23 protein-coding genes are annotated in these 19,584 nt (G+C 68.3%); 10 read left to right on the plus strand and 13 right to left on the minus strand.

From position 1 onward, the window contains the following. Positions 1–111 precede the first annotated feature (111 nt). Positions 112–585: a DUF555 domain-containing protein gene (locus tag DPQ64_RS07180; protein WP_115863674.1), complete on the minus strand. Its 474-nt coding sequence runs from the start codon at positions 583–585 to the stop codon at positions 112–114. Positions 586–671: 86 nt separating this feature from the next. Between DPQ64_RS07180 and DPQ64_RS07185 the strand changes: the two genes are divergently transcribed. Both DPQ64_RS07185 and DPQ64_RS07190 read left to right on the plus strand, forming a co-directional pair. After that, positions 672–1,601, plus strand: coding sequence for a DNA-3-methyladenine glycosylase family protein (locus DPQ64_RS07185; RefSeq protein WP_115863675.1), 930 nt, complete (start codon positions 672–674; stop codon positions 1,599–1,601). Between the two features lie 67 nt (positions 1,602–1,668). Next, on the plus strand, positions 1,669–3,285 hold the full coding sequence (locus tag DPQ64_RS07190; RefSeq protein WP_115863676.1) for an HTTM domain-containing protein: 1,617 nt from the start codon (positions 1,669–1,671) through the stop codon (positions 3,283–3,285). 16 nt (positions 3,286–3,301) lie between these two features. Here the strand turns inward: DPQ64_RS07190 and DPQ64_RS07195 are convergent, their stop codons facing one another. Beyond that, a complete protein-coding gene (locus DPQ64_RS07195) occupies positions 3,302–4,123 on the minus strand; it encodes an SRPBCC family protein (RefSeq protein WP_157971628.1) in 822 nt (273 codons plus the stop codon). Positions 4,124–4,136: 13 nt separating this feature from the next. Further along, positions 4,137–4,268 carry a hypothetical protein gene (locus DPQ64_RS19750; protein WP_269814472.1) on the minus strand — a complete coding sequence of 44 codons (132 nt, stop codon included), beginning with the start codon at positions 4,266–4,268 and terminating at the stop codon, positions 4,137–4,139. Between the two features lie 109 nt (positions 4,269–4,377). On the opposite strand from DPQ64_RS19750, the gene DPQ64_RS07200 reads away from it, so the two are divergent. Beyond that, entirely contained in the window at positions 4,378–4,668 is a 291-nt protein-coding gene (locus DPQ64_RS07200) for an acylphosphatase (RefSeq protein WP_115863678.1), read from the plus strand. A 17-nt stretch (positions 4,669–4,685) separates the two neighbouring features. On the opposite strand, the gene DPQ64_RS18695 is transcribed toward DPQ64_RS07200, so the two are convergent. Then, positions 4,686–4,859 (minus strand): hypothetical protein, encoded by a 174-nt coding sequence (locus DPQ64_RS18695; protein ID WP_157971629.1) that lies wholly within the window; start codon positions 4,857–4,859, stop codon positions 4,686–4,688. Positions 4,860–4,992: 133 nt separating this feature from the next. On the opposite strand from DPQ64_RS18695, the gene DPQ64_RS07205 reads away from it, so the two are divergent. From DPQ64_RS07205 to moaC, 3 genes are all read left to right on the plus strand, one after another. Further along, complete coding sequence (locus DPQ64_RS07205) at positions 4,993–5,709, plus strand: Type 1 glutamine amidotransferase-like domain-containing protein (protein WP_157971630.1); 717 nt, start codon at positions 4,993–4,995, stop codon at positions 5,707–5,709. Positions 5,710–5,808: 99 nt separating this feature from the next. Then, positions 5,809–7,284, plus strand: coding sequence for an NAD(P)H-hydrate dehydratase (locus DPQ64_RS07210; protein ID WP_115863680.1), 1,476 nt, complete (start codon positions 5,809–5,811; stop codon positions 7,282–7,284). Continuing rightward, positions 7,277–7,849, plus strand: a complete 573-nt coding sequence (gene moaC, locus DPQ64_RS07215; RefSeq protein ID WP_115863697.1) for a cyclic pyranopterin monophosphate synthase MoaC — start codon at positions 7,277–7,279, stop codon at positions 7,847–7,849. The genes DPQ64_RS07210 and moaC overlap by 8 nt, the downstream gene beginning before the upstream one ends. A gap of 21 nt (positions 7,850–7,870) precedes the next feature. Here the strand turns inward: moaC and DPQ64_RS07220 are convergent, their stop codons facing one another. The 5 genes from DPQ64_RS07220 to DPQ64_RS07240 form a co-directional block, all read right to left on the minus strand. Further along, entirely contained in the window at positions 7,871–8,734 is an 864-nt protein-coding gene (locus DPQ64_RS07220) for an ABC transporter permease subunit (RefSeq protein WP_115863681.1), read from the minus strand. Next, positions 8,731–9,669 (minus strand): ABC transporter ATP-binding protein, encoded by a 939-nt coding sequence (locus DPQ64_RS07225; RefSeq protein WP_115863682.1) that lies wholly within the window; start codon positions 9,667–9,669, stop codon positions 8,731–8,733. The genes DPQ64_RS07220 and DPQ64_RS07225 overlap by 4 nt, the downstream gene beginning before the upstream one ends. Positions 9,670–9,896: 227 nt before the next feature. Beyond that, entirely contained in the window at positions 9,897–10,502 is a 606-nt protein-coding gene (locus DPQ64_RS07230) for a class I SAM-dependent methyltransferase (protein ID WP_115863683.1), read from the minus strand. 38 nt (positions 10,503–10,540) lie between these two features. Beyond that, positions 10,541–11,836 (minus strand): GTPase HflX, encoded by a 1,296-nt coding sequence (gene hflX / locus DPQ64_RS07235; RefSeq protein ID WP_115863684.1) that lies wholly within the window; start codon positions 11,834–11,836, stop codon positions 10,541–10,543. Continuing rightward, complete coding sequence (locus DPQ64_RS07240) at positions 11,833–12,189, minus strand: DUF2209 family protein (RefSeq protein ID WP_115863685.1); 357 nt, start codon at positions 12,187–12,189, stop codon at positions 11,833–11,835. Before DPQ64_RS07240 ends, hflX begins: the two co-directional genes overlap by 4 nt. A gap of 300 nt (positions 12,190–12,489) precedes the next feature. Here DPQ64_RS07240 and DPQ64_RS07245 point away from each other — a divergent pair, with 300 nt between their 5' ends. Further along, entirely contained in the window at positions 12,490–12,810 is a 321-nt protein-coding gene (locus tag DPQ64_RS07245) for an FUN14 domain-containing protein (protein ID WP_115863686.1), read from the plus strand. 25 nt (positions 12,811–12,835) lie between these two features. Here the strand turns inward: DPQ64_RS07245 and DPQ64_RS07250 are convergent, their stop codons facing one another. Beyond that, complete coding sequence (locus DPQ64_RS07250) at positions 12,836–13,561, minus strand: ribosome assembly factor SBDS (protein ID WP_115863687.1); 726 nt, start codon at positions 13,559–13,561, stop codon at positions 12,836–12,838. A gap of 308 nt (positions 13,562–13,869) precedes the next feature. Here DPQ64_RS07250 and DPQ64_RS07255 point away from each other — a divergent pair, with 308 nt between their 5' ends. Continuing rightward, positions 13,870–15,711: a M3 family oligoendopeptidase gene (locus DPQ64_RS07255; RefSeq protein ID WP_115863688.1), complete on the plus strand. Its 1,842-nt coding sequence runs from the start codon at positions 13,870–13,872 to the stop codon at positions 15,709–15,711. 145 nt (positions 15,712–15,856) lie between these two features. On the opposite strand, the gene DPQ64_RS07260 is transcribed toward DPQ64_RS07255, so the two are convergent. Further along, positions 15,857–16,039: a DUF7525 family protein gene (locus DPQ64_RS07260; RefSeq protein ID WP_115863689.1), complete on the minus strand. Its 183-nt coding sequence runs from the start codon at positions 16,037–16,039 to the stop codon at positions 15,857–15,859. 102 nt (positions 16,040–16,141) lie between these two features. Here DPQ64_RS07260 and DPQ64_RS07265 point away from each other — a divergent pair, with 102 nt between their 5' ends. Next, positions 16,142–16,480, plus strand: coding sequence for a DsrE family protein (locus DPQ64_RS07265; RefSeq protein ID WP_115863690.1), 339 nt, complete (start codon positions 16,142–16,144; stop codon positions 16,478–16,480). Positions 16,481–16,547: 67 nt separating this feature from the next. Then, positions 16,548–17,573, plus strand: coding sequence for an LLM class flavin-dependent oxidoreductase (locus tag DPQ64_RS07270; RefSeq protein ID WP_115863691.1), 1,026 nt, complete (start codon positions 16,548–16,550; stop codon positions 17,571–17,573). A 65-nt stretch (positions 17,574–17,638) separates the two neighbouring features. Here the strand turns inward: DPQ64_RS07270 and DPQ64_RS07275 are convergent, their stop codons facing one another. Both DPQ64_RS07275 and DPQ64_RS07280 read right to left on the minus strand, forming a co-directional pair. Next, complete coding sequence (locus DPQ64_RS07275) at positions 17,639–18,553, minus strand: class 1 fructose-bisphosphatase (protein WP_115863692.1); 915 nt, start codon at positions 18,551–18,553, stop codon at positions 17,639–17,641. Between the two features lie 2 nt (positions 18,554–18,555). Then, positions 18,556–19,350: a class I fructose-bisphosphate aldolase gene (locus DPQ64_RS07280; protein WP_115863693.1), complete on the minus strand. Its 795-nt coding sequence runs from the start codon at positions 19,348–19,350 to the stop codon at positions 18,556–18,558. Between the last annotated feature and the right edge of the window lie 234 nt (positions 19,351–19,584).

The following is a 19,584-nucleotide window of genomic DNA, read 5'->3' on the forward strand; positions in this document are numbered from 1 at the left end:
CCGGGGGGCGCCCCCCCCCCCCCCCCGGGGGGGGGGGGGGGGGGGCCCGGGGGGCCCCCCCCCCCCCCCACGACTCGCGTGGGTAGATTGGACCCGTACGCGCAGGCCCAGTTACTCGATTAGGTCCTCGAACTCGGGGAGAACCTCGTCGTCCTCGTCGTCGCCGTCGCTTTTGGCCTCGACCTCCTCGCTCCCGTCGTCGCTCTCGGACTCGAACTCCTCGTCGTCTTCGTCCTCGTCGTCTTCGTCCTCGATGACCTCGACTTCGAGGACGGTGAGCGGGATGTTCTCCAGAAGCTGGCCGATCTCCTTGCGAGCGATGCGGGAGGCGTGCTCCTCGCGCTCGACGTTGAACACCGTCATCTCCAGCTCCAGCGCGACGAGACTCTCGTCGGCGGCGATGAACGCAGGGTCGAGCTCCTCCCCGCAGTGGGGACACGAGCGCTCGCCCATGTTGATCTCGACGTAGTTGAGGTCGGGGTTGAGCAACTCGCCGGTCTTGGAGATGGCGATGCGTACCGCCTCGTCGGGCGTCTCCACGTCGTAGACCGGGACTGCGGCTTCCACGACAACTCTGCAGTTCATGGTCGGATAGACGTTGTAGGGCCAACAGTATCAAGTTTAGCCTCGTTTCGAAAGACTTCCACCCGCGTAGCACCTTCGCTCCCGCGATGGAAACGGGCTCGATACCGGTGGCCGGCCTCCGGGGGAATTTCGACCTGCAGGCGACGCTCGAGAGCGGCCAGACGTTCGTCTGGCGGCGCGACGACGGTCGCGCTTACGAGAGCGACGACCCCGCCGGCGGGTCGGCGTGGTACTACACGGTCGTCTCGGGAAGTGGCAGGAGCGCGAACGGAGGAGACGACAGTGCCGAGAACGACGTCGTCCGCGTGCGTCAGCGCGACGGACTACTCGAGTGGGGGGCGACCACCGACGCCGAGGACCTGCTCGTCGAGCGCCTGCGACTCGACGACGACCTCCCGGAGATCTTCGCCACGGTCCCCGACGACCCGCTGCTCGCGGAGGCCCGCGAGGCCTACTCGGGGCTCCGGGTGGTGAACGACCCATTCTTCCCGTGTCTCGTCTCGTTCGTCTGCTCGGCCCAGATGCGGGTCGAGCGCATCCACGGAATGCAGACCGCGCTCGCCCGGGAGTTCGGCGAGACCGTCACGGCCGACGGTCAGACTTACCACGCCTTCCCCACGCCCGAACGTCTCGCGGCCGCGACCGAGGCAGAGCTCCGCGAACTGGGGCTGGGCTACCGCGCGCCGTACGTCCAGCGGTCGGCGGAACTGGTCGCCTCGGGCGAGGCCACGGCCGCCGACGTGCAGGGACTCGACTACGAGGACGCCCGCGAGGCGATGCAGGCGTTCGTCGGCGTCGGCGACAAGGTGGCCGACTGCGTGCTCCTGTTCGCGCTCGGCTACCTGGAGGCGGTCCCGCTCGACACGTGGATCCAGACCGCGGTCGCCGAGCACTACCCCCACTGTGAGCAGGGCTCGTACGAGGAGACTTCGCGCGCGCTCCGCGAGGAGTTCGGCGGCAAGTTCGCCGGGTACGCCCAGACGTACGTGTTTCACTACCTCCGGACGCGGGGCTGAGGAAAGATACAGCCGGAGACCACAAGATACCTATCAGTTCGACTGCTCGACGCACACAGCAGCCTCCATGAGAGCGAGAGAGCGAGCGAGTGTGACCCGCGCTCGCATCCGTCGTTTTTCTGACCGCTGCTTCGGCGTCGACCCGCGGTCGCTCGCCGCATTCCGCATCGGCCTCGGCGCGGTCCTGCTTCTGGACCTCCTGTTGCGAGCGCGCAACCTCCGGACGTTCTACACCGACGAGGGCATTCTGCCGGTGGCGCTTCTGGCCGACCAGTTCCCGACGCTCGCCCGGCTTTCGCTTCACGCTCGCTCGGGCGAGGCGCTGTTCCAGGCGCTGCTGTTCGCGGTCGCACTCGCCGCGGCGCTCGCGCTGCTGGTCGGCTATCGGACCAAGTTCGCCACGGGCGTGTCGCTGTGTCTGCTGCTCTCGCTCCACGCTCGGAACCCGTACGTGCTCTCGGGCGCGGACGCGCTGTTGCAACATCTGCTGTTCTGGACGCTGTTCGTCCCGGTCGGCGAGCGGTGGTCGGTCGACGCCCAACTCGGCGGGGCGGGCCGCGAACGGATCGCTCGCGAGCGGATCGTCAGCGTCGGCACCGTCGCGCTGCTCTCGCAGGTGCTCGTCGTGTACGGCGTCAACGCGATTCTGAAGGCCCGAAGCGACGCCTGGATGTCGGGCGACGCCGTCTCGGTCATCCTCAGTCTCGACCACTTCGCGGTGTTCCTCGCTCCGGCTCTCCGCGAGCTACCGGCCGTCCTCTGGCTCGCGAACTGGGCGTGGGTCGGCCTGCTGCTGGCCTCCCCGTTGCTCGTGCTCACGACCGGGCGAACGCGCATCGCGCTCGTCGGCGCGTTCGCGGGGATGCATCTCGGCATGCTGCTGACGATGTCGCTGGAAATTTTCCCGCTCGTCTCCGTCGTCGCCCTGCTCCCGTTTCTCCCCGAGGGCGTCTGGGACTCGCTTGGAGGAAATCGACGGATAGCCCGCCTGAAAGACGGAGTATCTCGTTCGGCCGCCCCGCTGTACAGCAGGCTCCCGGCAGGGTCGCTCGACTTCTTGCCGCCGAGAATCGGGCGGTGCCGGGGAACGCTCGCCCGGACAGTCGCTACGCTCGTGCTCGTCGGCGTCCTCGCGTTCAACGCGACGGCGTTGGGGCTCGTTCCGGTTCCGGCGGTGACCGATGACGCCGGTGCGACGGCGGACAGCACTGGTTCGACGGCGGACAGCACCGGTGCGACGGCCGATGGCAACGGCGGCGTTGCGGACCCCATCGCAGCGGTGTCAGACCTCACCGCGGCAGTGGCGGACGCGGACCCGCGCTGGACCATGTTCGCACCGCATCCCCCGGCGAACGACCGATGGTACGTGGCTCCCGGCGAACTCGCGAGCGGCGAACGAGTCGACGCGTTCGGGCGCGAGGAGCTCCGATGGGAGCGACCCGACGCGCTCGCGGGGTCGTACTCGTCGCCGCGAATGCGAAAGTACCTGAGTAACGTCCGCGGCGACGAGCGGCTGCTGTCGTCGTTCGCGGACCACCTCTGTTCGCAGTGGAGTCGCGACCGCGAAGGCGACCTCGAAACCGTGGCGGTCTACGAGGTCACGGCACCAAGCCACGCGGTCGGCGAGGACTCGCGGGACCGGACCGAACTCGTCCGCACCGCCTGTGACGAGCGAGCGACGTGAATTGTCGTCCGAAGATTCACACTGCGTCCCCGGACCCACGCCCCGACGGGTTGCGTTCGATGGTCGCGATCTCGCCCGTCTCGGCGAGACCCTTGAACCGGTCGAGCGCCGTGCCCGCCAGCGACTCCGGGACGACGCCAAGCGCCTCCATCGCGGCGTCGCCGATTCGACCACCCGGCGGGTAGAACTCCAGTCGGAGCGTGACCTCGGTGCCGCGGTCGCCCGGAGCCGGTTGGAAGGCGACCGACCCGACGCTGGGGAGCGTCGCGCCCGCGACCGACTCCCAGCGAAGGAGTTCGCCCGTTCGGTCCGCGACGATCTCGGCGTCCCACTCGATGGACTGGCCGAACGGCCCGTCGAGGCTCCAGTGGAGGCGGTCGTCGCCCGCCGAGGTCACGGAGACGCGGTCGCCGAAGACGCGCGTCAGCGTCTCCGGGTCGCGCCAGCGCTCGTGGAGTTCGTCGGCGGGCTTCCCGACGGTGACGGAGCGCTCGACCGACGGTGAGTCGATCTCGGACTCCTCTCGGTCGGTTGCGGACTCCTCTCGACCAGTCGCGGATTTCTCTCGGTCGGTTGCGGACTCCTCTCGGTCGGTCGCAGAGCCCGCCCCCATTTTCCGGTTCTCTCGACTCCGCCCGCGGACGCTACGATACAGCAGCCAGCCGCCGGCAGCCGCCATCGCCGCCCCGGCGAGCGACCGCCGCCTCGCTCCCAATGTCAGGAGCGCCCCGCCGGCTACCGCGGATGCGAGTCGCCTGACTCGACCGGCGGTCTCGTCCGCCCGCGACTGTGCCCGTACGTCCCTGTCCGTCGTCGAATCTGGCGTTTGCGTGGACATGATCGGTCGGCCCTCACGGCGAGGCGGTGTCGGCGATGCGGTCGCGCGCGACCGCGTCGCCGACACCGCCGACTGCGAGTCGGTCGGAGCTCGATTCCTCGTCCTGTCGTTGTTGGCCACCGTCGCGGATGGCGCTCGGTGTCATGCAATGGTCCCCCACGGGACACTCGTGAGAACCGGCATTGAAGCTTGGGCCCGAAGGGTACTCCATCCAAACCACCTTAAGACAGCGCGCCGAACCGGCGACCAGAATCATGGCAGCCGACTCCGAGGACCGAGTTCGCGCGCACGTCTTCGTCTCCGGCACCGTACAGGGCGTCTACTACCGGGCGAACACCCGCGACACCGCGACGGAACTGGGCATCGACGGCTGGGTCCGGAACCTCCCGGACGGGAGAGTCGAAGCGGCGTTCGAGGGCTCCGAGGACGCGGTCGAGGAGATGGTCGAGTGGTGCCACGAGGGAAGTCCCGCCGCCGACGTGGCCGACGTGGAAGTCGAGTACGGCGATTACGAAGGCGAGGACGGCTTCCGCATCCGGCGGTAGCCAATCGAGTCCGCCGGTCAGTCGGCCGCGTGGCGTTCGACCGCCTCGTCGAGGTGGAACTGGGTCCGAAGCCGGAGCCGCGGGAACTGCCCGACGGTCTCGTTCTCGCCCGGCTTGCGCGTCCTCGTCCGGTCGACGGTTGCCGAGATGGCCGCGTCGAGCCGATTACCGAGCGCGTACAAGTCGAGCACCTTCGACGGCGTCGAGTTCCGGCGGCGTCCGCAGCGACGGACCGATAAGACGACCCCGTCGAATCAGTACTGGGAGACAGTAGCAGACGACAGACAGTTATTTCTCGGACGACCGCCCACGCGAGTACAGTACATGAGTCGAATCGTCGCTATCGGTGGCGGTGAGATCAAGAATGCCGAAACCGAACCGATCGACCGCCACGTCTGCGAGTTAGCCGACGCGGACGCGCCCGCGGCGCTGTTCGTGCCGACGGCGAGCGGCGACGCGGCCGGCTACTGCGAAGCGTTCGACGCGTACTACGGCGACCGGCTCGGGTGCCGGACGCGACACCTCACCCTCCACGACGAGACGGTCGACCGTACCAAAATTCAGGAAGACGTAGACTGGGCAGACCTTGTGTACGTCGGCGGCGGGAGCGTTCCGCTGTTGCTCGACCGCTGGCGGGAATTCGGCGTGGACAGACTACTCCAAGAGGCGTACCGGGACGGGACCGTCCTCGCGGGCCTCAGCGCTGGCGCGACGTGCTGGTTCGCCGGCGGACTGACCGACGCCGGAGACGGGTCGCCGTACTCCGCGACCGACTGTCTGGGGTGGTTCGACGACCTGTTCGTCACGCCGCACGCCGACCCGACCCGACGCGCGGCGTTTCGGGAAGCCCTCGAATCGCGGACACAAGCGGGGCTGGCGCTCGAAGACGGCTGCACGGTCGAACTCACCGACGGCGAGTTCCGGATCCTCTCGGCGAGCGGTGCGGAGACTGCGTACAGCTACGTACGACGCGACGGGGGGATACGCGCCTCCGAAATCGAGGAGGACGACCAGTTCAGGAGCCTGGACGCGCTACGCTGATCGGCCGTCCCCGAGGTGGTCGATGGCTCTGCAGCGACCGGCGACCCCGAACGACCGGCGACGACAGGACTTAACGCGCTCGCCGACCAACCCCTCGACATGATTTCCGCAGAGCGGATGGCGCAGGTCGACGCCAACGCGGCCGCGCTCGGCGTCCTGCGCAAGCAGTTGATGGAGTCGAGCGGCAACGCGGTCGCCCGCGAAGTCCGGGCGGTCGCCGACCCCGGCGCGCGCGTGGTCGTCGTCGCCGGGCGAGGGAACAACGGCGGTGACGCCTTCGTTGCCGCCCGATTTCTGGACGACTACGACGCGTCGGTCCACCTGCTCGGGCGCGCTGATGCCATCGGGACCGACATCGCCCGCGAGAACTGGGACGCCCTCCGGCGCGGCGAGTACGACGCCGAAGAAGTGGGGGACTCCCGCGACCTCGAACTGCCGGACTGCGACGTGGTCGTCGACGCGATGCTCGGCACGGGCGTCGCGGGCGCGCTCCGGGAACCCGAGGCCACCGCAGCCGAGGCGATCAACGACGCCGACGCCACCGTGGTCGCGGTGGACGTTCCCTCCGGCGTGGACGCCGACACGGGCGAGGTACCCGGCGCGGGGACTGGCACCGACTCTGGAGCGGCAGACGGCGTCGCCGTCGAGGCCGACCGCGTGGTCACCTTCCACGACGGGAAGCCGGGGCTCGACTCGCTCGAAGCGGAAGTGACGGTCGCGGACATCGGCATCCCGCCGGCGGCTGAGCGGTTCCTCGGGCCGGGCGACATGCACCCGGTCCGGCGGGGAGCCGAGGCCGTCGACGCCCGGGCGTACGTTATCGGCGGCGGGCCGTACACCGGCGCGCCCGCGCTGGCCGCGCAGGCTGCGCTCCGGGCGGGCGCGGACCTCTCGTTCGTCGCCGCGCCGGAGACGGTCGCCCCGCAGATTCAGGGGTACGCCGAGGACCTCATCGTCCAGTCGTACGAGGGCGACCGGCTCGCGCCCGAGCAGGTGCCCGCCCTCGTGGAGACCGCCGAGAGCTACGACGACGTGGTGGTACTTGGCCCCGGACTCGGGAGCGCCGAGGAGACTCTCGATGCGGCCAAGCGCTTCCTCACAGAGTTCTCGGGCCGGATAGTGGTCGACGCCGATGCCCTACCTGCAGTGCCCGAAATAGAGACCGACGCCACGCTCGTCTGCACACCGAACCGCAAGGAACTCGCGAAGATGGGCGGTCCCGAGATAGGTGAAGGTGAGCCTATCCGCGAGTACACAGACGAGATCGAGTCCTTCGCCGCGGAACTGGGCCACGTCGTCGTCGCGAAGGCGGCCGAGGACGTGGTCTCGGACGGCGAGCGCACCCGGGTCTCGCGAGCGGGCACGCCCGGCATGCGCGTCGGGGGCACGGGCGACACGCTCGCGGGTGTGCTCGCGGGGCTGCTCGCGGCCCACGACCCGTTCCAGTCGGCGTGCATGGCGGCCTACGCCAACGGGCGCGCCGGGGAGTTGCTCGCCGACCGCCACGACGGCCTGCTGGCCTCGGACCTGCTGGACGCGCTGCCGCGCGCCATCTGGGGTGACGACGATGAGTGACCGCGGCGATTCCGAAGCGAAGGCGGACGACGCCGAGGACCGCGACGCCGAACTCACCCACACCGACGAGCAGGGCGACGTCCAGATGGTGGACGTTGGCGACAAGCCCGACACCGCCCGCCGAGCGGTCGCTTCCGGAGAGATCCGCCTCCAGCGGGCCACTGTCGCGGCCATCCGTGAGGACGAGGTGAGCAAGGGCGACGTGCTCGCCACGGGGCGGGTCGGCGCGGTGCAGGCGGTCAAGCACACGTGGGAGACCATCCCGATGTGCCACCAGATCCCGATCACCAACGTCGAGACCGACTTCGGGTTGGGCGAGGACCGCGTAACCCTCGACGTCGCGGTCGAGACCACGGGCAAGACGGGGTGCGAGATGGAGGCGCTGGAGGGCGTGACGACCGGGCTGAACGTGGTCTGGGACATGGTGAAAGCTGCAGAGAAAAGCGAGGCGCGAAGCGCCTCGGAACGGAGCGGCGAAGCCGCGAAGAAAGACGAGGGAGGGCAGTACCCGGACACCGCCATCGAGAACGTCCGGGTGGTCGAGAAGGAGAAACGCGAGTTGTAGTTCCGCGCCCGAGAACGGGAGTTACAGATCCGCATCGCGGAATCGCAGGTGGCCCAGCACGACGGGCACCACCGCCCACGCGCCGAGGATGACGACCATGAACCAGTCCCGGAGGTAGAACGGCGTCTCACCCGATACCTGCGTCTCGAAAGGGTTCCCGCCACCGCCGCCACCGCCACCACCGGCCAGCGCGTCGGCCTCCGCGCCGAGCGCGGCGTCGACGAGCTGGCGGAACGCCCGCGAGGGGTTGAGCTGCTCGATCAGGACCTGCCACGCCGGCACCGATTCGCCCAGCGCCGCGAGACTCCCAGTCCGGAGGTAGGTCAACGCGAGCGGGAGGAGATCCCACAGGAGCGCGAACACGAAGAAGACGCCCACCGCGAGCGCCATCGCCCGCGAGCGGGTCGCGGTCGCGGCCGAGATGCCGACCGCGATGCCGACGAACGCCAGCCCGAGCGCCGCGGTCAGCAGCGCCACCGAGACGAACTCCGCGGCGGCGAGCTCGCCGTAGACGACCAGCGCGACGATTCCGGCCACGAGAAAGCCCGCGAAGACGCCCACGACGACCACGGCCGCGCGCCCGACCAGTTTGCCGAGGGTCACGTCCGCCCGGGAGTGGGGCGCACCGAGCAGGACTTTGATGCTGCCGGACTCGCGCTCGCCCGCCACGGCGAGGTACGCCGCGACGAGCGCGGTCACCGGCACCAGCGTCTCCGCGAGATCGGCGGCGAAGCCGTAACCGGTCGTCGGCCCGCCGACGTCGATGAGTTCCGGGACGAGCGCCGCGACGCCCATCAGCAGTGCGAACAGCCCCACGATGGCCCACAGCATCCGCGACCGGGCCGCGTCCGCGAAGTCCTTCCGAGCCACGGTCGTCCAGCTCACGCCGTCACCCCCTCGTCCTCGGTCTCCTTCGTGCCGTCGACCGTGTAGGAGGCGAACAGGTCCTCCAGTGAGGACTCGCGGGTCGTCAGGTCCCGCACGGTGGCTCCTTCCGACCGGACGCGGTCGAGGACGGCCACCTTCGCGCCGGGGTCGAGACAGGTCGCCCGGATGGTCGTGTCGGTGACCACGATCTCGCTGACGCCCTCGATGTCGACCGACTCGATCCTCTCCGGCACGCTATCGACGACCAGTTCGATGCTCGACCCGGTCCCCACGGCGTCGCGCAGCCCCTCGATGGAGTCCTCGGCGACGAGTCGCCCGTTCTGCATGATGCCCACGCGGTCGCAGACCGCTTCGACCTGCCCGAGCACGTGGCTGGAAAAGAATACGGTCGTTCCGCCGTCGGCGAGTTCCCGGACGATTCGGCGGACCTCGCGCGCCCCGTTCGGATCCAGGCCGGTCGAGGGTTCGTCCAGGATGAGCAGGTCGGGGTCCCCGACCAGCGCCATGCCGAGTACGAGGCGCTGGGCCATCCCCTTCGAGTAACCCCCGACCGCGCGGTCGGCGTCGGCAGATTCGAGCCCGACCAGTTCGAGTATTCGATCGGGGTCGTCGGTCGCGTCCTTCGAGTCGATCATGAACTCGACGTGCTTGCGGCCCGAGAGTCGGTCGTACAGGCCGTACCCCTCGGGCAGGATACCCACGCGCTGGTGGATTGCGGTCGGCGACTCCTGTGCGTCGTAGCCCAGCACCTCCGCGGTGCCCGCGGTCGGTCGCACGAAGTCGAGCAGTACGTCGATGGTCGTGGACTTGCCTGCGCCGTTCGGGCCGAGGAAGCCAAACACCTCGCCCTCCTCGACGGTGAGGTCGAGGTCCTCGACCGCGCTGACGCTCCCGTAACGTTTCGTCAGTCCCTCCGTCTCTATTACCCCCATTCGAGTCCCCCCACGCCGGATACATCGAATCCGTAATTATAGCTACCTGTCGGTTCGGCGGGCGCGAGGCCGACAAAAAATCGGGGCGTTTGCGGTTGCGGTGCGGTGCGGTGCGGTAGCGGTGCGGAGCGATGCGGTACGGTTGCGGTGCGGAGCGATGCGGTACGGTTGCGATGCGGGGCGGTAGCGGCTGCGATGCGAGGCGGTGCAGTAGCGGTGCGGGGCGGTTACAGTTCGATCCGTTCGAGCACCGCGAGAAGCCCGGGAACCGAGCGAACCGTCTCGAACGGCTCCTCGCGGAGTTCCCGGACTCGCCACTCCTCGCCCGCGAACGCCTCGCGCACGTCCGCGTCCGCGACGGGGTTCGGGCCCCAGTCCTCTGGCGCACCCTCCGCGAACGAGAGGACGAACGCGTGACCGCCGACTGCGAGCACGTCGGCGACGCCGTTGGCGTACCGCTCGCGCTGGTCGTCCTCCAAGGCGTGGAACAGCCCCACGTCGACGACCGTATCGAACCGGCCGAGAGCGGCGTCGAGGTAGTGTTCGAGGTCGAGCGCGTCGCCAACGCGAAAATTCACGTCGAGCCCGCGCTCGTGGGCCTTCGACCGCGCTTGCTCGACGGCCCGCTCCGAGAAGTCTACGCCAGTCACGTCGTGGCCTTGCTCGGCGAGATACAGCGCCTCGGTCCCGGTGCCACACCCCGCGTCGAGGACGCGGCCCTCTATCTCGCCCGCCTCGGCGAGACCGACGAGCGCCGACTGTGGCTCGCCGGTGTCCCACGGCGGGTCGCCCTCGTACGCCTCGTTCCACCACTCTGCCGGGTCTTGGGACATGGACCGAACGTTTCGGCGGCCGGACAAAAATACCGGGGTCAAGCCGACGGGGCGTTCGCCAGCTCCCCGGCCTTGGCGCGCGACCGCTCGACGATGGAGGGCCGGGCCTCGAAGTCGAGGACAACCTCGTCGTCGGCGTAGGTCACGTCGTCGACCCGGGCGTGGTCGTGGATCCACGACACCACGCTCATGGTGTCGTCGGTCATCGGGAGGACCAGCTTCTCGCGCTCCCAGTCGGGGAGTTCGTCGTCGATGCGCTCTCGCAGGCCGGCCAGATTTAGCTGTTCCTTGCCCGAGACCGCGATAGGGTTCGGCGCGAGCGCCGACAGCGCCTCGATCTTCTCGCGGAGTTCCGCCTCGCCGACTGCGTCTATCTTGTTCAGCACCGTGACGATGGGTGCCTCGTTGCGCTCGTAGAGCGTGTCGTGGCAGGTCACCAGCTTCTCGCGGATCTCGTCGATTGGCTCGCTCACGTCGACCACGAGCAACACGAGGTCGGCGTAGTACACCGCGTCGAGGGTCGACTTGAACGACTCCACCAGCCAGTGGGGCAGGTCGCTGACGAACCCGACCGTGTCCGTGAGCAATACGTCGCGGCGCTCCATGTCCATCTTCCGGGTCGTGGTGCCCAGCGTGGTGAACAGCTTGTCCTGGGCCTCCGCGGTGGTGTCGAGGTCGGGATGGAGTTGCTCGTTCTCGCCGAGTTCGATGTCCTCGGCGAGGCTCTGCATCAGCGTGGACTTCCCGGCGTTGGTGTAGCCCGCCATCGCCACGAGGTCGAAGCCGGACTCGCGCCGGCGGTCGCGCCGGTCGGCCTCCGTCTTTGCGATGGCGTCGAGTTCGTCCTTGATGCGCGAGATCTGGTCCTTGATGTCCTGCTCGCGGCTTTCGTCGTACTCGCCCAGCCCCATGAACCCCGGGCGCTCGTCGCGCTTGGCGAGGCTGGTCTTGGCCTCCGCTCGCGGGAGTTCGTACCGGAGTTCTGCGAGTTCGACCTGCAACTGAGCCTTCCGGGTCTGTGCGCGCTGGCCGAAGATCTCGAGGATGAGCCGGAAGCGGTCGATGACACGCGTGTCTTCGGGCAACTGCTGGCCGAGGTTGTACGTCTGGTACGGACCGAGTTCGTTGTCGAAGATGACGACCCCGGCATCGGTGTCTGCGACCGCCTGTCCGATCTCGGCGGCCTTCCCCTCGCCGACCTGCGTGGCCGGGTCCTCCGTGCGGGATTGTGTGAACGTCCCGGCGACCTCGTAGCCCGCCGCGCGGGCGAGGTCCTCGATCTCCTCGGTGTCTGGCGTGCCGTCGTCGACTCGCTTTGCGATTATCGCTCTCATAGGAACAGTTTTCGGGCGGCGTACGCGGCGTGGTGTGCGGCCTGCACTGTCTCTCGTTCTGCTATACTCTCGACGTACTTGAAGCTCGGGCCGAGATACTGCTCGACCGTGAGTTCCGGCTCGCCGTAGAACTCCCCGCGCTCGGCGACCACGGGACCCTCGGGCGGCTCTGGCAGCTTCCCGACCGCGTCGGCGACGACCGTCGCGGCGTTCTCGAACGTCGGCGGATTCCGGCTGGTGGCAAAGCCCATCCCCTCGACGCCGTCGAGCCGGTTCGTTCCGACGGTGGCGTGGACCGCCGCGGCCACCATGAGGTACTCGCCGGACTCCTCGTGGCGACCGCTGATGTCCACGCCGACGACGCTAGCCTCGCCGGGCCTTCACCTCGATTGCCCATGCCGCGGTGCCCATGCTCGCGCGTACGTGCCCATCACATTTGAATCAACCGCTGGTCTGTGAGTCGTCCTGCGGTACGCACGAGTAGTTGCACCGTGAACGCCCGCACACTCGTCAGAGCTTCGCTCTGCGGTGTTTTTCATCAACGTTTTGCCAGCGAGGGAGCGCGAGCGCCCACAGCGCTCGCGCGACCGAGCGCAACAGAAGGTTGCGGTTGACCACAAGAGTCTTAACCTATCAATGAGCCACTTGCGCCCATGGAAGTAGGTCTCGACCCGCAACAGCTCGGCCTCGAACTCGGTACGGGCGCGGTCATCGGTGCCGTGATGGGCTTCGCCGCCAAGAAGATCGCGAAGCTCATCGCCGTCATCGTCGGCATCGAGCTCGCGGTGTTCAAGTTCCTCGAATCGCGCGGCATCCTCAGCGTCGACTGGGACCGGCTGAGCGCCGGGGTACTCAAGACCGGCGAGGCAGCACAGGGCGGAACACCGCCGTCGTGGGTGTCCAGCATCATCTCGACGCTGTCCATCGGCGCCGGCTTCACCGGCGGCTTCATGGTCGGCTTCAAGAAGGGATAACTCGCTCTTTCGATTTCTCGCTGCGTCAGCGCGTCTGAAGGTCGTCCTCGTCCTTGATTATCTGGGTCTCAGCCTCGCCGCTGGTGTGCTCGTTGACGAGGTCGTAGAAGTCGTTCTGCATTCCTGCGGGGAACGTGAGCACGCCGACCCACGAGCCGTCGTTCTGCCACTCCTCGCGTTCGAGGTCGCCGAACTGCCGAATCTTCGCCTGCGCGCTCCCGGCGTAGTCGGCTGGCACCTGCACGGCCACCGTCACCTCGTCGAAGCGGATGGGGATGACCGGCCGGAGCGCGTCGAGCGCCTCGTCGACCTGCGGCTCGACCGGCTCCATCGGGTCGACGCGGAAGTCGGTCTCCTCCAGCGCGCTCTCGATGCGCTCGGGCGGGTGGGGCGCGTTGTCCATCTGGGGGTTGACCGCGTTCCGGGTGATGCGGTTGACCAACTGCTTGTGCTTCTGGTCTTGCATCTCGCGGCGCTGCTCGGCGGTGATCTGGATCTCCCCGCGCTTGATGACCTCGGGGATGATCTCCAGCGGGTCGGTGGTCTCGAACACCTCTTCGAGCGCACTCTCGGCGGGCCGGTCGCCTCGGCTCGCGTTCTCGAACACGTCTTCGGCGGCGATGACGTCCTCCAGTTCGCCATCGAACTCGTCGCGCTTGATATCGAGCGCCGCGTCGGGGTCGACGAGTATCTCGAACCGCTCGCCGTGGGATTCGAGGCGCGCGGTCACCGCGTCTTCGAGTGGTATCATAGGGTACGGTAGTTCCCCCCGACTAAAAGAAGTAACCCCTCGGCTCGCCGGGGCCAGTGACCGGATTACCGTCTTCCAGTTGGGGGCTCGCTCGACGGGTTCGACACTGGCACCCACACGGTCGACAGAATTATGTCCGGCGCGCGAGACGTACGCTCAACGGCAGGCGACCGATGACCCGCTAACTTCTCCAAACCGGCGCTCGCCCCCGGTCAGTCGTCAGCACCGCCAGCGAACGGATCCGCCGAGCGCAGCCACGACTCCACCAGCCAGAACACAGCCAGAAGTCTACCAGCCAGAACACAGCTATGAGTTTACCAGCCAGAGACGACGTCGACCCCGAGTATCGATTCGACCTGACGAGCATCTTCGAGACGCCCGCCAACTGGGAGGCGGTGGCCGAGGACCTCCGCGAGCGCCTTGCCGAACTGGAGTCGGTCGCCGAAGGAGAGTCCGCCGCGGGAGTGTCCGCCGAAGGAGAGTCCGCCAAAGCCGAGGACTCGCTCGCCTCCGCGGCCGACCTCCGGGCGCTGCTCGAACGCACCGAGGAGTGCTACCGACGAAAGGGGAGCCTCGACCTGTACGCCACGCTGTACGGGAACGTCAACACGGAGTCGGAGACCGCCGACGACCTCCAGCGACAGTTCCGCGACCTCGAACGCGACTTCGAGCCGGCGGTCGCGAGCGTGAAGCGTCGCCTTCGGGAGACCGACGACGACCGGCTCGACGCCTTCGTCGCCGAGTTGGACGAGTATCGGCGGTACGCAGTGAGCCTCCGCGAGCAGGCCGAGCGCGTGCGAGCGGCGGACGCCGAGGACGCCATCGCGGCCCACGGCGAGGTTCGCTCGGCTCCGACGCGAGTCGTCGAGGCCGTCACGACCGAGGACTTCGATCCGCCGACGGTCGAGCGCCCCGACGGGACCGAAGTCGAACTTCGCTACGGCAACTACCGCGACGAGCTTTCCCACCCCGACCGCGACTATCGCGAGCGAGTGTACGAGGCCTACCGCGACGAGATGGACCGCTTCGAGCACGTGCTGGCGCGGGCCTACGCGGAGAAGTTCGCGGCGGCCGCGACCGAAGTCGACGTACGGGGGTTCGACTCCATCCGGGAGCGGGACTTCCGCGGAACGTACCCCGAGAGCGGTCTGGAACCCGGACTTCCCGGAGAGGTCCACGACGCGATGCTGGCGACCGTTCGGGCGAATCTCGACCCGTTCCACCGGGCGCAGGAGGTGCGCCGGAAGCGCCTCGGCGTCGAGACGCTGCGACCGTGGGACCTGTCGGTCTCCATCGCGGAGTCCCCGGAGCCGGAGGTTCCCTACGAGCAAGCCAAGTCGGACATTCTCACCGCGCTCGCGCCCCTCGGCGACGACTACGTGGCGCGCACCCGGTCGTTCTTCGCGGAACGACGCATCGACGTGTATCCGACCGAAGAAAAGCGGACCGACATTCCGGCGTACTGCCCCTCGTCGGCGGCCGACGGCGCGTTCGTGCTGGCGAACTACCGCGACGACGTGCGCACCGCGTCGTACGTCTGCCACGAACTCGGCCACGCGCTCAACGCGGCGTACCACCGCGAGGGACCGGCCCGGTACGGGACCTGTCCGACCGCCGTGACGGAGGTCCCGTCGATCCTCCACGAACTGCTGCTCGTCGAGCACTGGATGGAGCAGGGTGGCGCGCTCGCCGACCACGCCGAGAATCGCCTGCTGGCGTTCCTCGGCGGGAACTTCTACAACGTGGCGATGCACTCGGCGTTCGACCACGAGGTCGCGACGGCAATCGAGGCCGGCGACTCGCTCTCGGCCGAGCAGATTCGGGGAGTCTACGCCGACCTGCTCGCGGAGTTCCAGCCCGAGGTCGCCTCCGACGACCGCGAGGGCCGGGACTGGCTCGGCAGAGGAATGCGCGAGCCGTACAGCAGCTTCCAGTACGTCCTCGGCGCGACGGGCGCGCTGGTGGTCCGCGAGCGGCTCCGTGACGGAAGTTTGACTCCCGAGGACTACCGCGATTTCCTGCGGAACACGGGTCGGCGCGATCCGGTCGCGCAGTTCGAATCGCTCGGGATGGACCCGACCAGCGCGGCCCCGTACGAGCGCGCGGCCGAGGCGTTCGCGGGCTATCTGGACGCGTTGGACGGGGACTAACTGGAAGCTACCGACGGAACTACCCCTCCAATCACTCTCGCCCGGTCATCCTCAGCCGGTCATCCTCGGCCGGTCGTCCGCGCCGCTCGGTGGACCAACTGCCGAGCATGCGTTGGGGCGTTCTTCTGCTACTGTACGGGCGGCGTCAGTCCCAGTAGAGGTGGACCGCCGAGACCGCGAGCACGCCGGCCGTCACCGCCGCGGCGAAGCCCCACGCCGCCAGTTCCGTGCCGGGCGCGAAGAACATCGCGCCGGTCGCGCCGACCGCCAGTAGCGTGAACACCGCGGCGAGTCCGATACCCATGTCGCTTCCGACCGTTTCGGCCATGCACGGTCGTTTTCGCCGTCGTGACTTAATTCGTTCTACTCGCTGGTCGGTCGGGGCCCCGGGCCAGCAACCACTTCCGAGTCAGCGGCCTACCTACTCTCTATGCGAACAGCGTTCCACCTCGTTCAGGAGGACGAGGACCAGCAGGCGTCCGTGCTCACCATCGCCGAGAACCTCTCGAACGACGAGACCGCAGACGTCGAAGACATCGTGGTCGTCGCACAGGCCAACGGTGTCAGGCCGGTCACGGCGGGCGGCACCCACAGTGACACCGTGGAGTCGCTGCTGGACGCAGGCATCTCGTTCCGGGCCTGCTCGAACACGCTCGACACGATGGACCTCGACGAATCGGACCTCGTGTCGGGCGTCGAGACCGTTTCCTCGGGCGCGACCGAACTCACCCGGTTGCAGGACGACGGCTACGCCTACATCCGGCCGTAGCCGACGAGATTCGGTCGTACCACACCGTCGGCCAAACCTTTATTCCTTGGATCTCTTTAATAGCATTATGGAGCTCTCCGTCGTCGATCTTTCCCAGGTCCCTCCGGACGGCACGGTGACCGACGCATACGAGAACACCGTCGAAACGGCCCGGAATGCCGAACGACTCGGCTACTCGCGGTTCTGGGTGGCCGAACACCACGGCGTGAACGACGTCGTCGCGGGCACGGCTCCGGAGGTGTTGCTCGGCCACCTCGCGGCCGAAACCGACTCGATCCGGCTCGGCTCCGGTGCGGTCCTGCTCAACCACTACAGCCCGTTCAAGGTCGCCGAGCAGTTCGGGGTGCTCGACGCACTCGCACCCGGGCGCATCGACGCGGGACTCGGGCGGGCGAACGCCGCACCGGCGGTCCTCCGCGCGCTGGACACCCCTCGCGAAGTCGAGAATCCCGACGAGAAACACGTCGAGAAGCTCGAGGCCGTGGCGAACTACCTCTACGACGACTTCCCCGACGATCACGACTTCGACACGCTGTCGATCCCCCGGTCGGGCGAGAACCCGCCTGTCCCGTGGGTGCTCGGGTCGAGCCCCTCCAGCGCGGCGCTCGCGGGCGAACTCGGCCTACCGTACTGCTTCGCCGCGTTCCTCCGGCCGGAGGCGGCCGTCGACTCGTTCGAGGCGTACGGCGAGACCTTCCGGCCGTCGCACTTGGCCGGCGGCGTCGACGAACCGACGGGGATACTGTCGGTGAACGCCGTGTGCGCCGAGACCGACGAGGAGGCCGCCCGACTGCGCGCGTTCTCCGAGGCGTCGACCGAGCGCGTCAAACGCGGTCTCGTGCCACCGTCGACGGTTTCAGAGGCCGTCGACGAACTCGGCGGCGTTCCAGACCCGACGCCGGCCACGCTCGATCCCGGCGAGTGGCCGGTGGAGCTGTCCGGAAGCCCGGAGACGCTCGCGGGCGTGCTGGAACAGCTCGCCGACCGCGTCGGCGTCGACGAGGTCATGGTCAAACACGAGGTCGCCGACCACGAGGACGGCCTCCGCTCGCACGAGCTGCTGGCCGAGGGCGTGGGTCTCACGCCCGGCTGACCGGCGACTCGTCGCACCGCGAGAACGGACGAGGAAGAAATCCGCCAGCGCGACCCTCAAACCGCTCAGAACTGCGCTTCCAGTCGCTCGATGAGTTCCTCGTTGCCGACGTACATCGGCGTGCGCTGGTGGACGCCCTCGGGCTCGGCGGCCAGCAGCGACTCCGTGCCGTTCGAGGACGCGCCGCCTGCCGCCTCCACGACGAACGCGATGGGGTTGGCCTCGAACTGGAGGCGGAGTTTGCCCTCGGGACGCGAGTCCAGTTCGGGGTACGCGAACACGCCGCCGTACGTCAGCACCTGATTCACGTCGCCGATCATCGCGCCGCCGTACCGGAGCTTGAGTTCGTCTTCGATCTCGCGGGCGTAGTCGGCGAACCGGTCGGTCCAGTCGGGGACGCGGCCGCCGAACCCGTAGACGACGGGGTCGTCGGGCAGGGTCACGTCCTCGCGGACCGCGCGGCGCTCGGCGAACTCGCCGTTTTTACTTTCCACCACATACTCGGTCACCTCGCCGTCTCGGGCGACCACCATCGTCGTGATGGGGCCGAACAGGACGTAGGCCGCGGCCACGAGGTCACGGCCCCGAGCGGGCAAGTCGGCGTCGTAGACGCCGAGCACGGTGCCCATCGAGTTGTTCGATTTGAGGTTCGACGAGCCGTCGAGCGGGTCGACGGTGACCGCGTACTCGCCCTCGCCGGCGTCCACCACGTCCTCGCGCTCCTCGCTGGCGAACTGACCCACGCCGTCGATGGCGGTGAGCCGCGATTCGAGCAGTTCGTCGGCCCACACGTCCGCGGCCATCTGGACCTCGCCGCTGGCGTTCTCGGCGTCGGTCTTGCGCCTGCGGCCCGCGAGCCCGCCCCGGATCTCCGGCGCGGACCGGGCCACGACCGCGATGGCTTCGCTGACCGGGTCGCTCGACTCGCCCGAACCCGCGCGTGACGACTCGGCGTCGGTGCTGGAGTCGGCGTCGCCCATCGTCACTCGTCGAGCGCTTCGTCGGCGGTCGCGTCCTCGAAGATGACCTGTTCGAGCGCGTCGAGGATGCGCTTCGGTTCGTCGCGCTGCCAGACGTTCCGGCCGACCGCGAGGCCGGCGCCGCCGGCGTCCATCACGGCCTCGACCGACGAGAGGAACTCGTAGTCGCTGACCTTCGAACCGCCGGACATCACGACCGGCATCTCCGCGCCTGACTGGACCGCCCACTCCATCGACCCGCGGGAGCCGGGGTACTTCACCTTCGCCATGTCCGCGCCGATCTCCAGCGCGATGCGGGTGGCGTACGCGATGACGCTCTCCTTGGTGTCGTTCTTCAGGCCCTGCCCGCGCGGGTACGACCACATCACGACCGGCAGGTCGTGTTCGGAGTGGGCCCGCTCCTGCACGTCGCGGAAGTCCTCGTACATGTCCTTCTCGTTGTTCGAGCCGGAGTAGACGGTGTAGCCCACCGCGTCGGCACCCAACTCCGCGGCGTAGTCGACCGTCCAGTTCTGGGGCGAGTGGGGCTCGCCCATCCAGAGGTTGCTGGTGCCGTTGAGCTTCGCCAGCAGGTTCACGCTGTCGTCGTACGAGGGGTAGTACGTCTCGGCGACCCCCTTCTGGACCGCGAGCGACGTGACCGCGTCGTGGGTCGCGATGTCGAAGATCTGCTCGGGGTCGAGCGTCTCCGGAACCGAACCGAAGTCGGCCGAGGGTCCGTGCTCCAACCCGTGGTCGTACGCGAGGATGAGCGCGTTGCCGTCGCGCGTTATCGGGGACTCGTCGAGTGGAATCATCGTTCCAATCTGCGATAACATCACATAAGAGTTTACTGGTCGCGTTTCCGGCTGTGAAGCCGTCACAGAGACGGTGAGCAGTCGACTGAGCGCGCTTCCGAGAACCATATACTTACTACTCGCATAGTAAAAATTCGGCTCGGTAACGGGTGAAGAGCCGCCGCGGCAAACCATGAAGGTCCGCCACGCTCGCGCTGGGGCGCGGGGGCGCGAGCGGTCGGCCGCTCGCGCCCC

Origin of the sequence: Halorussus litoreus (genome assembly GCF_003382685.1) — an archaeon.
In the GTDB taxonomy this organism is placed as follows: domain Archaea; phylum Halobacteriota; class Halobacteria; order Halobacteriales; family Haladaptataceae; genus Halorussus; species Halorussus litoreus.